The sequence below is a fragment of the Halopseudomonas aestusnigri genome (assembly GCF_002197985.1).
Lineage (GTDB): Bacteria > Pseudomonadota > Gammaproteobacteria > Pseudomonadales > Pseudomonadaceae > Halopseudomonas > Halopseudomonas aestusnigri.
The window spans coordinates 50,921-64,377 of sequence record NZ_NBYK01000001.1 but is presented as its reverse complement, the minus strand read 5'-3'; the positions used below and the strand labels follow the sequence as shown (position 1 = coordinate 64,377).

The window sequence follows — 13,457 nt, the reverse complement described above, 5'->3', positions numbered from 1 at the left end:
CCGCCGGCAGAGCTCAGGCCGCGCGAATGCGGAAACCGAAGCGTGGAAAGTGAACGTGCACCAGCCCCGCGCGTTCGTCCTCGCGGGCAATGATGATCTCTTCCGCCCCCTCGAACAGCAGGGTACCTGCTACTTCGTCGGTGCCGTAATCAACTGCACTGACGGTCACCGCCTGACCAGTCTCAAAGCCACCCGGGCTGGCAATGGCATCAGCTGGCAGCGCAGCGGGTGCGCTGTCGCGGGCAATGGCAATGGCCTGTTCGCCACTCATCTGGGTATGGGAGCCGTGACCGAAATCAGCAACCCGCTGCATCCAGGCACGTACCGCCGGATACGGCTCCAGCGCTGCGGCCACCGCACGGTTGCTGGCGACAAACCAGAGCGCATGGTAGTGGGCGAAATCAGCCACGCTGGGGTGCTCACCCAGCAGGAAGTCGCCATCGCGCTCCAACTGCAGCTCCAGACGCGACAGCAGTGCCGGCCACTGGCTCAGCGCCACATCGGTCTCGAGGCGGCTGGCGCTGCCACCGCTAAACAGCTTCTGACGGTCGGCAACAAAGCCCTTGACCACCTGCTCGGGCATACCGGCGAATCGCTCGGCCAGCCCCTGTGGCTGGAAGTTGATGGCAACCGCATGCTGAAACAATACCTGATCAGCCAATTGGGCGAGGCCGGCAGCGGCCGCTTCCTGGCCCTCGGGAAACAGCGCAGGAGCGGCCTTTTCCTGCTCCAGTCGACGTGCGATCAACGCCGTATCGCAGTAAATGTCGGCGCCGATCTGCAGCACCGGAGTACGCCGATAGCCACCGGTCAATGCGGTCAGATCAGGCTTTGGCATGACTGGCGGAATCATGACCGAATGCCACGACAGGCCTTTGAAACCGAGCATCAGGCGCGCCTTTTCGGCAAAGGGAGATTGCGGGTAATGGTGCAGAATCAGATCAGTCATGACAGCTCTCCGGCAAATTGAGCAGCCACTTTAGACCGTTGAAAGCAGCGCTGACTAGTCTCTCGGCGTGCCTGATGAGATCTCATCCAGCTGACTGATGAGCTGCTCCTTGGCCTTGCGTGTCAGCGCCTTTATGGCGATTTCCTGACGCAACGCATCGCCGTGGTCGACGCACTCGCGGCTCCACACCAATGCAGCAGCCGGGCTGCGATTGAAAAAGCGTGCCCCCTTGCCGCGCTGGTGCTGCTCAAAGCGGCGCTGCGGATCGACACTGATGCCGGTATACAAATGGCCATTCTCGGCACGCACCATATACACCCACCAGGTGCGCGTCGGCGCGGTACACTGTTCAATATCAGCAGACATGTGCAGACAGACTCATCAGCAAGGAAACAGGATGTTCATTCAGATTTTCTCTACCGGTGGCACCATCGACAAGGTCTACTTCGACGCCCTGAGCGACTTTCAGATCGGCGACCCTATGGCGGAGGATATTCTGCAGCAGGCACGGGTGGGTTTCGAGTACGCAATTGAATCCCTCACCCGCAAGGACAGCCTTGAGCTGACCGACGCCGATCGAGACCTGATTCACGCCAAGGTCGCCGCCTGCCCCTACGAGCACATCCTCATCACCCACGGCACCGACACCATGACCGTAACCGGAGCGGCGCTGGCCGATATCGACAACAAGGTCATCGTCCTGACCGGCGCAATGCAGCCGGCCCGTTTTCGCGATACCGACGCCAGCTTCAACCTCGGTCTCGCCATCGGCGCCCTGAACTGCCTGCCCCACGGAGTCTACGTCGCCATGAGCGGCAAGGTGTTTCCGGTCGATCAGGTGCGCAAGAACCGGCTGGCCGGGCGGTTTGAGGGGCACTGATAGCTGCAAGCTGCAAGCTGCAAGCTGCAAGCGTAATCAGGGTGATGCAGACGACTGGGCCATCAAGTATTTCTATACGCTATCTGCTTCGGTGCGGCGCCCCAAGTAAAAGCCGCGCCATTCCGAACCACGCGGGTTTTACTTGCAGCTTTAGGCTTGCAGCTTGAAGCTTTTGCTGTGGCTGCGGGCCCGGCGTCAGCCGGTCCCGCCGACTGTAATCTGATCAATCTTCAGCGTCGGCTGGCCGACGCCGACCGGGACCGACTGTCCATCCTTGCCGCACACACCGACGCCGGTATCGAGCTTGAGGTCGTGGCCGACCATCGACACCCGGCTCATCGCCTCCGGACCATTGCCAATCAGCGTTGCGCCCTTCACAGGCGCGGTGATCTTGCCGTCCTCGATCAAATAGGCCTCACTGGTGGAGAACACAAACTTGCCGCTGGTGATATCCACCTGACCACCGCCCAGGTTGGCGCAGTAGATACCCTTCTTGACCGACGCAATGATTTCTTCCGGATCACTCTCGCCTGCCAGCATATAGGTGTTGGTCATGCGCGGCATGGGCAAATGTGCGTAGGATTCGCGGCGACCGTTGCCCGTCGCGGCCACCCCCATCAGGCGGGCATTGAGCTTGTCCTGCATGTAGCCCTTGAGCACGCCGTTCTCGATCAACGTGGTGCAGTTGGTCGGTACTCCTTCATCATCCACAGTCAGAGAGCCGCGACGACCAGGCAGGGTGCCGTCATCAACAATGGTGCAGAGACTTGACGCAACTTTTTCGCCGACACGACCGCTGTAGGCTGAGCTGCCCTTGCGGTTGAAATCGCCTTCCAGTCCGTGGCCGACCGCCTCGTGCAGCAGCACACCGGACCAGCCGGGCCCCATTACCACCGGCATGCTGCCAGCAGGAGCAGCGATCGCTTCAAGATTGATCGAGGCCTGGCGGACCGCTTCGCGGGCGTACCCCAGAGCGCGTTCCTCGGCTTCGAAATAGAGATAGTCGGTACGCCCGCCACCACCGCTGCTGCCGCGCTCGCGACGACCATTCTGCTCCATGATCACGCTGACATTCATGCGCACCAGCGGCCGAATATCACCTGCCCAGGTACCGTCGCTCGCCGCAACCAGAACGGTGTCATGCACACCGCTGAGGCTGACGCTGACCTGGGTAATACGTGGGTCCAGACTGCGGGTGAAGGCGTCGATTCGCTGCAGAAACCCGACCTTGTCAGCCTGAGGCATGACGTCCAGCGGATTAACTGACGGATACAGCGGCGCGCAGTCCGGGCGCTGCCAGGCTTGCACACTGCCGGCCTGCCCCGCCCGGGCGATCGATCGCGCAGCACCGGCAGCCTGAGTCAAAGCCGGCAGGCGGATATCGTTGCTGTAGGCAAAGCCGGTTTTCTCACCGGAAAGGGCACGCACGCCGACGCCCTGATCAACATGGAAGCTGCCGTCCTTGACGATGCCATCTTCCAGCACCCAGGACTCGCTCAGCTGATGCTGGAAGTACAGATCAGCGGCATCCACACCCGGGGCCTGCAACAGGGTGCCGAGGACGCCAGCGACGGCATCGGCAGTCAGGTCGGCAGGCTGCAGCAGCGCCTGCTCGGTACGGGAAATAAGGTCACTCATGTTCGGACTCCTTGGCCACGGGCAGCGGCTGGGCTGCAAGGGCAAAACGACGGTGGCTGAGGATAGGCATGCGCGCACGCACTGATGCAAGCTGCGTTTGATCCAGTGCGCCGACAACGACACCTTCACCGCCTGGCAGGCTGGCTTGCACCACGCCCCAGGGATCAATCAGACAGCTGTGACCGAAGGTCTGACGGCCACTGGGATGCTCTCCGGTCTGGTTGGCGGCCAGCACCCAACATTGAGTCTCGATCGCCCTGGCACGCAGCAGCACTTCCCAATGGGCAGCGCCCGTTACCGCGGTAAACGCGGCCGGCACCACGATCAGTTCGGCACCATCGGCACGCAAAGCCTGATAGAGCTCGGGAAAGCGCACATCGTAGCAGATACTCAGGCCAACCCGCCCGACCGGACTATCGACGCAGAGCACCTGATCGCCGAAGCCATAGTCATTCGATTCACGGTAACTGCCATGACTGTCTGCGACATCCACATCAAACAGGTGCAACTTGTCGTAGCGGGCCACCTCGCGACCCTGCTCATCGACCACCAGCTGACAGGCCAGCGGCTTGCCGCCGGCACAGCTCGGCAACGGCAGGCTGCCGCCTATTACCCAGAGTCCGTGCGCTCTGGCCTGCGCCGCAAGAAACCGGCGGATCGGTCGTTCACTGCCCCATTCAGCATCGGCAATGGCTTGCAGCGAACGATTACCGAAGGCGGCGAAGCACTCGGGCAACAGCACCAGCTCGGCGCCCTGCTCGGCTGCCTGAGCAATCAGTTCGCCGGCACGCTGCAGGTTGTCAGCTACCACCGGGCCACTGGTCATCTGAATGGCCGCTACTCTGGACATCAGTCCTCCTCCAGTGCTGCCTTGTTGTCAAAGGCACGATCAAACTCGACTGTCGGTTGCTGCCAGTCGCCACTGATCTTGTACTTGACCGAGGCAAAACGGGCGACCTTGTCACCGAGAATCTTGTCCGCCAGAAATAGCACACCGCCAATCTGCGGAGCGCCGGCGATCAGGGCAGCCAACGGCAGGTTGTTGGTCACCGGCAGGGTCACCAGCATGCCCATATCAACCTCGTTGGTGCGCAGATTCAGACTGCCGTCACTCTGAATCTTGACGCCGGGCCCCTCGAGCACAACCGGCTGCTCGCTGTGCAGCACGCCGTTGTCGACATACAGCCCCCCATCCAGAGTGTCATAGGCCGTTCCCTTGCTGAACAGGTCGGAGAAGTCGAGCCGCAGGCGCCGGGTCAGGGCGTTGAAGTTGAGCAGACCGAATACCCGCAATGCCTCTGCGCTGGTCTCACCGCTCTGGAGCATGCCATCACGGGCTTCGATACCCAGAGTACCCGAGGCCCGGCGCAGTTTGAATGCAGCAGGAGAGCCTGGCCAATTCAACGCGGCGTTGGTCACAAAGCGCTCGCTGGTAATGGTCGGCGCGTATCCCCAGGCCTGCAGTACCTGGCCGATATCTGCAGCCTCCAGGCTACCTTCGAAAACACTGTGCGCCGGCTGCTCGCGCCAATCCATATTGCCCGTGAGTCGCAGCCCGCGCAAATTCAGCTCCAGCTCCGGCAAGGTGGCGCCGGTTGCATCGGGACGCAGCCGGAAGCGCGCCAGCCCAATCGGCTTACCGCCCCAGGACAGCTGGTCAATTCGCACATCCAGCGGCGGCAGCGTCGAGGGTCGGAAGTCGGCCAGCGGATCGGGCTTTTCTTCTTGCACCGCCTGGTCGCTCGGCAGCACAACCGGCAGTTGGCTGATATCCTCATCGACGGCGTTGAGACGCAGCCGCTGCAGGGCAATGTCGATCGGCTGGGTCGAGTCGTCAGGCACCAGGATACGACCCTCGACATCGGCCTGGTCGACCGTCACCCGCCAGTGCGCAGCCTCACGGGCGATGATCGCATGGGTATCTTCAAGGGTCAGACCAAAGCCGGTGAAGGTATCAGTGCGTACCTCCAGCTGACGTACCAGCTTAGCCAACGCGCCACCGGCTGCGGCTGAAGCGCCCCCCCTGTCCTGGCTGCCACCCAGACGCCCGGCCCACTCGCGCCAGCTACCCCAGTCCAGTGCAGGCAGCTGCGCCTGAATGCTCAACGCCCGCCCGGTTGGCGGCTGGGGCGACCCACTGGCGTAACGCAGGTCACCGGACAGCTCGCCCCGGCGGTAGCGTAACAGCCCCTTGAGGCTGTCGCCCATCGCCAGTTGCCACTGCTGCTCGCCACCGGCAAGCGTCATCTGCAGCCTGAGTGCTCGCGCCGGGGCAGCCCGTTTGGCAAAGGGCGCCGGCACCGTCAACTCAACGCCCCTGAGGTCGCTGGTGATCGTCAGGTCCTGCTGCCCGCTGCGGATATCCATGACGGCCTGCCAGTCCACCCGGCCCTTGGCAACACCCGATGGGATGGTTGGCAGCAGGCTCCATTGACGCAGAGTCTCAACCTGATGGCGCCCGCTCAGCTCAAGACGCTGGCCACGCGGCCCCAAAGGCGACATGCTGCCGCTGACAGCGCCCCCCAGAAAGCGGCCACTCAAATTGTCGGCGCGAATGCCCTGCTCACGGGAAAAATGCAGCTGCCCACTGGCATCCTCGATGGGCGCCTGCAGCACCGGAATATCCAGCCGACTGGCCTGCACATCCGCGCTCAGCTCAATCGCCAGCCCCTGCGCAGCGGGCTCGCTGCGCTGCAGCGGGATGGCCAGATTCAGCTCACCAGCTATCTCGCCGTCAGCACGCCAGCCGGCCAGCGGATTACCGGTCAGCTCCGCCAGTGGGCCGTCCTGCATCAATTTCAGCCCATCGCTCAACGGCCCTCTGAAGCCCGCGTCAACCATCAGCACAGGCGGACCGCTGCGATGCAGCAGCTGCGCCTGTGCTCGGGCATCGGTCGAAATCGAATCCAGCAACCGGGCGTGGCGGCTGCGCACGCTGAGCAGCCCGTCGTACAGCAACATGTCGCCATCCAGCTCGGTCAACGCCGGCCAGCCAGGCTGAAAGTGCAGTTGACCGTCACGCAGCTGGATATACAGGCCAAGCTGCCGCTCCTCGGGTGTCGCGCCCTTGAGCAGCGAGCCGGTGTATTCAAAGATGGCCAATGGTACCCGGCCCCGGGCCTCACTTGCGGCCAGCCATTTGGCCAGCGCCGGGCTGAAGGCCGGAGCACGCAGCGGCAGATAGGGTTGGTGGTGTTCTGCACTTGAGTTGCGCAAGGCCACCCGCAGATCCATGGTCGGTGTCTGGCCCTTTGGCGGCAGGTGCAGATCAAGCGTTGCGCTGGCCTGCCCCTGTGGTCCGCTGACTGCCATGCCCGGTGCATTCAGCTGCAGGCCCTGCTCACGCGACCAGCGCCAATTCAGCGCCCCCTGCGCCCGAGCATACTCCCAGGGCTGGGGGAACAGATTCGGCATCTGCATGCTCCAGCTCTGACTGTCGACGCGCAGCTCACCCGCTGCCGGGCTGCCGCTGATGGTGCCAGTGACGCCGCTGATCGCCGGCGCGTTGTGAAACGCCTGCACACCGACCTGCTCCAGCGCCGCGCTGAACTGCAGTGACTGCAAATCGGTAACCGCCCCCTGACCGCTGGCCGACAGTTGACGCAGTGTGCCTTGCGGCGCCAGCTCCGACACCAGTTCGGCAACCGGCTGGTCAGGCGCCAGCGTAGTCACCCAGAGTGCCGCGCGATCCAGCCTCAGCCGGTCCAGCGCCAGAGACCAGTTGCCAGAGCTGCGCTGATGCTGACCTTGCAGGTTGGTTGTCGGCCAGACCTCTTCGCCAAGGTGCATGCTCAGATCCTGCACTGCCAACTGCTGCAGATCGCCGTCATCGCGATATTGGAAACGGGCAAACAGGTCATTCAGAACCGGCTCATCAGTCGCCGTCTGCAGCCCGATTTCGGGCGCAACAAGCGTGCCCTGCAGCGACTGCAGGCGAGCCTCCTGCCAGTTGCCCCAGAAACGCCCGCCCAGCGTCAGCTCGCGCAGATGGGCGCGCTCAAGCCAGGCCGCTGGCAGCCACCGACTCCAGTCGCTGGCAGGCAGCTCGAGGAAGAAGCCGAATGACGCCGCGTCCAGATTGCCTCCGGGCACCAGGGCACTGATCTGCCAGCGCAGCCGCTCGCCATCAGGCAGACTCAGACGACCATCCAGTCGCTGCCAGCCCTGGCCATTGAGCAGCGTCATCTCGCCACGGTCAAACCGCCACTGGGGTTCACCAAAGGGGCTGACCTGCACGCTCGTATCGAGCAGGGTGATCCGGTGATGCTCGCGCAGGGCGGCCAGCGCCTGCTCCAGCCCGCCCACCTGACGGGTGCGCTCGCCCAGCCCCTGCAGGTGCCAGCGTCCCTGCTCGTCCTGGCTCAGCGCCAGAGCCAGACCACGAATCTGCAGGGCATCCATCACCGGCCTGCGCAGCCAGAGACTGCGCCAGACATCCAGCCGCGCCGTCACATCGTCCAGATCGAACAACACCGGGCTATCGGGGGCGGCATTTTCGTGCACCCGCAGCCCCCGCAACGTCAGCACCGGCTGGCTGCCCTGCATCTCGCCACTGAGCGAGCGCAGCTCAATGTGCCGGCCAGACAACGACTCGGCCTTGGCCACCAGCTCAGCCTGATAGTCGGCGACCACCGGCACCAGTTGGCGGCCAAGGCTGACATAGGCGGCCGCCGCCAGCAGCCAGGCGACCAGCAGCCAGATCAGGCCATTGAGACCACGGGTAAGCCAGCGTTGCCAGAGCACCGGATCAACGTCCCATTACATCAGCACCACGTCATACTGCTCCTGGGTGTACATGGTTTCCACCTGGAACTTGATCGGGCGCTCAATGAACAACTCAAGGTCAGCGACGTTCCCGGACTCCTCGTCAAGCAGCCGATCCACCACCGACTGTGAGGCCAGTACCATATAGGCTCCCGCCTGATAGGCACGCGCCTCACGCAGGATTTCCCGGAAGATTTCGTAGCACACGGTTTCCGGGGTCTTCTGAATGCCCCGGCCCTGGCAGCTGGGGCAGGGCTCGCACAGCACCTGCTCGAGACTCTCGCGGGTGCGCTTGCGGGTCATCTGCACCAGCCCCAGCTCGGTGATGCCGATGATATTGGTCTTGGCGTGATCGCGCTCCAGCTGCTTTTCCAGCGTGCGCTGAACCTGGCGCTGATGCTCCTCGTCTTCCATATCGATGAAGTCGATGATGATGATGCCGCCGAGGTTACGCAGCCGCAGCTGACGGGCAATGGCGGTCGCCGCCTCCAGATTGGTCTTGAAGATGGTTTCCTCAAGGTTGCGGTGACCCACGAAGGCGCCGGTGTTGACATCGATGGTGGTCATCGCTTCAGTCTGATCGATCACCAGATGCCCGCCGGACTTGAGCATCACCCGGCGCTCCATGGCCCGCTGAATTTCATCCTCGACACTGTAGAGGTCGAAGATCGGTCGCTCGCCCGGGTAGTGCTCCAGCAATTCTTCGACCCCAGGCATCAGCTCATGGACGAACTGCTCGACCTTCTGAAAGGTCTCCCGCGAGTCGATGCGAATCTTTTCCAGCCTGGGGTTGGCCAGATCGCGCAGGGTGCGCAGGGCCAGCGGCAAGTCTTCGTAGATAACCGAAGGGGCAGGCGCGGAGCCCATCTGCTGGCTTATCTGCTGCCACAGGCGGCGCACGTAGCGGATATCGACCAGGATATCTTCCTGCCGGGCGCCCTCGGCGGCGGTACGCAAAATATAGCCACCGGCTTCCTGAATCCCCTCCTGCTCAAGCGAGTCGGCAACCACCTGCTTGAGCCTTTCACGCTCGGCCTCGTCCTCGATTTTCAGGGAGATACCGACATGCGGTGTCCGCGGCATATAGACCAGATAGCGCGAGGGCACCGACAGATGGGTGGTCAAGCGTGCACCCTTGGTACCGATCGGATCCTTGGTAACCTGCACCACCAGCGCCTTACCCTCATGCACAAGTGCACTGATCGGCTCGACCGCCTGGCCCTCACGGTCGGAAATTTCCGAGGCGTGGATAAATGCCGCACGCTCAAGGCCAATATCGACGAACGCTGCCTGCATGCCAGGCAGCACACGAACCACCTTGCCCTTGTAGATATTGCCGACAATACCGCGGCGCTGTGTGCGCTCGATGTGGACTTCCTGCAGCACGCCGTTCTCGACCAGCGCAACGCGGGTCTCCATCGGCGTGATATTGATCAGAATTTCTTCACTCATGGGCTCTACCACTCCTGTTCTGTCACCAGAATACCGGTGATCCGAGCCCTGGAACAGCCGCGTCAGAAGCGCTGCCAGCAGGGGATGCCAAAGGATTTGAGTAACGTCGCGGTTTCCTGCAGCGGCAAACCCACCACGGCGCTGTAGCTGCCCTCGATACGCTCGACGAAAATCGCGCCCAATCCCTGAATGCCATAACTGCCTGCCTTATCAGCCGGCTCGCCGGTATCCCAGTAAGCAGCAATCTCATCAGCCTGCAACGCCCGGAAGCGGACCCGGGTATCCACTCGAACCAGCTCGATGCGTTGATCGCAACCCACTGCCACTGCGGTCATGACCAGATGCTCGGCCGCGGACAGGGCGCTCAGCATCTGCAGTGCATCGGCGCGATCAACCGGTTTGCCGAGAATCCGATCGCCCAGCACCACCGCCGTGTCGGCCGCCAGGACCACCCGCCCCGGCGCGGCCTGAATCGCGGCGCGGATCTTGTCACGGGTTACGCGTTCAACATAGTCCACCGGAGCCTCGCCCGGTCGGACCTGTTCATCAACGCTGCAGAGCAGGCGTGCTGTTGGCACCCCAATCTGTTCGAGCAGTTCGCGCCGGCGCGGGGAGCCGGAGGCCAGCAACAGTTCAGTTGACATGGAATCGCCGCCTTACCCCGCGTAACAGGGAGAAAACCCAGGGCCACAGCACTGCGCTGACCACGGCCGGGAGCAAAAACAGCAGCGTCGGCGGGCGATTGCCACTGAGGCTGTTGAGCCACAGCAGAACCATCTGGGCGATGCCAAACACCGGCAGCATCACCAGGCTCTGCTGCCATAGCGGGAAGCGCCGGATGCGCTGGTACAGCAGCAAAACCATCCAGACCACCAGTGTCATGACCAGCGCATTCTGGCCGAATAGCTGACCGAAAAGCACGTCTGACACCAGCCCGGTCAGCCACGCAGTCAGCAGACCAACCCGGTGAGGCAGCGCCATGACCCAGTAGGCCAGCACCATTGCCAGCCACATGGGCCGCCCCAGGCTGACTGGATCAGGCATCGGCATGACACTCAGCAACAGCGCTACCAGAATACTCAGGATAATGGCCAGACTAGTCTGCATTGCCTGCCTCCTCCGCTTCAGCATCCGTTGCAGATTCGACGTCCTCGGCAGCGTCCGGGGCGTCATCAGGCAACAGCTCGAGCGCCGGCAACACGTCGCCATAGCCACTTTCCGGACTGAACACCAGCAGCAGGTAACGGCTGCGGTTGAGCTGAGCCGAAGGTGTCACGCGCACCTCGGCAAAGGACTGGGCCGGGTGACGAATCACCGAATGCACCCGCCCGACCGGGTAGCCCGCCGGGAAGCGTTGCCCCAGCCCGGAGCTGACCACAATATCGCCCTCGCGCACATCGGCGGTATCACCCACAAAGCGCAGCTCGAGCCATTCGTTACGCCCGGTCCCGGCAGCCAGGGCGCGCAGACCGTTGCGATTGATTTGCACCGGCAGGCTGTGGGAGGCGTCCGTAATAAGCAGTACCCGGGCACTGTGCGGCAGCACCTCGACAACCTGTCCCATCAGACCGGTTGCATCGAGCACCGGCTGACCGAGGAAGACACCGTCAACCTCGCCCTTGTCAATCAGAATCCGCTGGGTAAAGGGGTTGGGATCGACGCCGATCAACTCGGAGACCAGCACCCGTTCGTCGACCAGAGAGGAGGAATTGAGCAATTCGCGCAGGCGCACGTTCTGCTCCGTCAGCGTTGCCAACTTCTGCAGCTTGCGCTGGGTCAGCAGCGCTTCGGCGCGCAGGCGCTCGTTCTCGGCAATCAGCTGAGCCCGACTGGTGGTCAGCTCGGTTACCGTCTGCCAGGCGCGCACCGGCATTTCAGCAGCAGAATACAGCGGTGCGACCAGCAGGCCGAGCTGGGCACGCAGCGGTTTGAGGGCATCGAAGCGGGCGTCCACCACCATCAGGGCGATGGACAGCACCGTCAGCACAACCAGGCGAACGCCGAGCGACGGTCCCTTGATGAATAGCGGTTTGATGGCAGGCTCCTCGCAGCCACAGGTTAGTTGCCGTCAGCGGCAAGCCGGACAGAGCCGGCACTCCCGTCCCGCGCGGCTTGCCACCAGCCTGATCACTCGGTCGACAGCAGATCCATGGTGTGCTGGTCCATCATTTCCAGCGCCTTGCCGCCACCGCGGGCAACGCAGGTCAGCGGATCTTCGGCGACGATCACCGGCAGACCGGTTTCCTGGGTCAGCAGCTTGTCCAGATCTCGCAGCAGCGCGCCGCCGCCGGTCAGAATCAGGCCACGCTCGGCGATATCGGAAGCCAGTTCCGGCGGCGACTGTTCCAGCGCGCTCTTGACCGCCTGAACGATGGTCGCCAGCGACTCCTGCAGCGCCTCAAGCACTTCAGTCGAATTCAGGGTAAAGCTGCGCGGCACACCCTCGGCCAGGTTACGACCGCGCACATCCACTTCCAGCGTTTCACCGCCGGGGAAAGCCACACCAATTTCCTGCTTGATACGCTCGGCAGTGGATTCACCGATCAGGCTGCCGTAGTTGCGGCGCACGTAGGTCACGATCGCCTCGTCAAAGCGGTCACCACCAACGCGGACGGACTCGGCGTAGACCACGCCGTTGAGGGAAATCAGCGCGATTTCAGTGGTACCACCACCGATGTCGACCACCATCGAGCCGCGTGCTTCTTCAACCGGCAAGCCGGCACCGATCGCCGCGGCCATCGGCTCCTCGATCAGATAGACCTCACGAGCACCTGCACCCAGAGCCGACTCACGAATGGCACGACGCTCGACCTGGGTCGATTTGCACGGAACGCAGATCAGCACGCGGGGGCTGGGCTGAATAAAGCTGTTTTCATGAACCTTGTTGATGAAGTACTGCAGCATCTTTTCACAGACGCTGAAGTCGGCAATGACACCGTCCTTCATCGGACGAATGGCCTGAATGTTACCGGGTGTACGACCAAGCATGCGCTTGGCGTCGGTACCGACGGCGACGACACTTTTCTGATTGCCCGCAGTGGTACGAATCGCGACCACAGACGGCTCGTCCAGTACAATACCGCGATCCCGGACGTAAATAAGCGTGTTGGCTGTACCCAGATCGATGGACAGATCACTGGAGAACATGCCACGAATTTTCTTGAACATGCGTTGACTAGACCCCGAAGACACGTGGGTTAATTGGAAGAAAGCACGGATAAGCCACCTGAACCCGAGCCCGGCCCTGAAAAACGAAAATATGGCCAAAGGCCTTGACTGACGGCCTTCTGCGAACTGCCTGCAGGTGACTGATCGGTACTTTCAGAAGTGTCGCAACTCTAACAATGGCGGGGTTTTTGGGCAAGGCGCGACTGTGGTAAATTCGCGCCTTTGCCCGCATTTTCCGTGGCGAACCACCAAACGGCGCCCGTCGCCAGCATACGACCGGAAATCACCGGCAACATGGAGCATACGTACATGTCCCTGGACCGCACCGATGTGGAAAAGATCGCGCATCTGGCCCGAATCGCCCTCAGCGAAGACGACATCCCGGCAACCACCGCCAAACTGTCCGGCATTCTTGAGCTGATCGACAAGATGCAGGCGGTGGATACCAGCGCCGTCGCACCGCTGGCCCATCCGCTGGAAACCACCCAGCGCCTGCGCGCCGACGAGGTAACCGAAAGCAACCAGCGCGAGGCCTACCAGGCCATTGCACCGGCCACTGAAGCCGGCCTGTATCTGGTTCCAAAGGTCATCGAATAATACTGCCGC

12 protein-coding genes are annotated in these 13,457 nt (G+C 62.6%); 2 read left to right on the top strand and 10 right to left on the bottom strand.

Annotation, left to right across the window (positions count from 1 at the left end):
* Positions 1-13: 13 nt before the first annotated feature.
* Positions 14-949 (bottom strand): glutathione S-transferase family protein, encoded by a 936-nt coding sequence (locus B7O88_RS00320; protein WP_088273191.1) that lies wholly within the window; start codon positions 947-949, stop codon positions 14-16.
* 54 nt (positions 950-1,003) lie between these two features.
* Entirely contained in the window at positions 1,004-1,315 is a 312-nt protein-coding gene (locus B7O88_RS00315; protein WP_088273190.1) for a GIY-YIG nuclease family protein, read from the bottom strand.
* Positions 1,316-1,346: 31 nt separating this feature from the next.
* On the opposite strand from B7O88_RS00315, the gene B7O88_RS00310 reads away from it, so the two are divergent.
* Positions 1,347-1,829 carry an asparaginase domain-containing protein gene (locus B7O88_RS00310; protein WP_088273189.1) on the top strand — a complete coding sequence of 161 codons (483 nt, stop codon included), beginning with the start codon at positions 1,347-1,349 and terminating at the stop codon, positions 1,827-1,829.
* Positions 1,830-2,024: 195 nt separating this feature from the next.
* On the opposite strand, the gene tldD is transcribed toward B7O88_RS00310, so the two are convergent.
* The 8 genes from tldD to B7O88_RS00270 form a co-directional block, all read right to left on the bottom strand.
* Positions 2,025-3,467 (bottom strand): metalloprotease TldD, encoded by a 1,443-nt coding sequence (gene tldD, locus B7O88_RS00305; RefSeq protein ID WP_088273188.1) that lies wholly within the window; start codon positions 3,465-3,467, stop codon positions 2,025-2,027.
* Positions 3,460-4,317, bottom strand: coding sequence for a carbon-nitrogen hydrolase family protein (locus tag B7O88_RS00300; RefSeq protein WP_088273187.1), 858 nt, complete (start codon positions 4,315-4,317; stop codon positions 3,460-3,462). The genes tldD and B7O88_RS00300 overlap by 8 nt, the downstream gene beginning before the upstream one ends.
* Positions 4,317-8,210 (bottom strand): YhdP family protein, encoded by a 3,894-nt coding sequence (locus B7O88_RS00295; protein ID WP_088273186.1) that lies wholly within the window; start codon positions 8,208-8,210, stop codon positions 4,317-4,319. The genes B7O88_RS00300 and B7O88_RS00295 overlap by 1 nt, the downstream gene beginning before the upstream one ends.
* Positions 8,211-8,225: 15 nt before the next feature.
* Positions 8,226-9,683: a ribonuclease G gene (gene rng / locus B7O88_RS00290; RefSeq protein ID WP_088273185.1), complete on the bottom strand. Its 1,458-nt coding sequence runs from the start codon at positions 9,681-9,683 to the stop codon at positions 8,226-8,228.
* Between the two features lie 62 nt (positions 9,684-9,745).
* Positions 9,746-10,327 (bottom strand): Maf family protein, encoded by a 582-nt coding sequence (locus B7O88_RS00285; RefSeq protein WP_088273184.1) that lies wholly within the window; start codon positions 10,325-10,327, stop codon positions 9,746-9,748.
* A complete protein-coding gene (mreD, locus tag B7O88_RS00280; RefSeq protein ID WP_088273183.1) occupies positions 10,317-10,790 on the bottom strand; it encodes a rod shape-determining protein MreD in 474 nt (157 codons plus the stop codon). The genes B7O88_RS00285 and mreD overlap by 11 nt, the downstream gene beginning before the upstream one ends.
* A complete protein-coding gene (mreC, locus tag B7O88_RS00275; RefSeq protein WP_235005693.1) occupies positions 10,780-11,670 on the bottom strand; it encodes a rod shape-determining protein MreC in 891 nt (296 codons plus the stop codon). Before mreC ends, mreD begins: the two co-directional genes overlap by 11 nt.
* A 140-nt stretch (positions 11,671-11,810) precedes the next feature.
* A complete protein-coding gene (locus tag B7O88_RS00270; protein ID WP_088273181.1) occupies positions 11,811-12,851 on the bottom strand; it encodes a rod shape-determining protein in 1,041 nt (346 codons plus the stop codon).
* A gap of 309 nt (positions 12,852-13,160) precedes the next feature.
* On the opposite strand from B7O88_RS00270, the gene gatC reads away from it, so the two are divergent.
* Positions 13,161-13,448 (top strand): Asp-tRNA(Asn)/Glu-tRNA(Gln) amidotransferase subunit GatC, encoded by a 288-nt coding sequence (gene gatC / locus B7O88_RS00265; protein WP_088273180.1) that lies wholly within the window; start codon positions 13,161-13,163, stop codon positions 13,446-13,448.
* Positions 13,449-13,457: the final 9 nt, after the last annotated feature.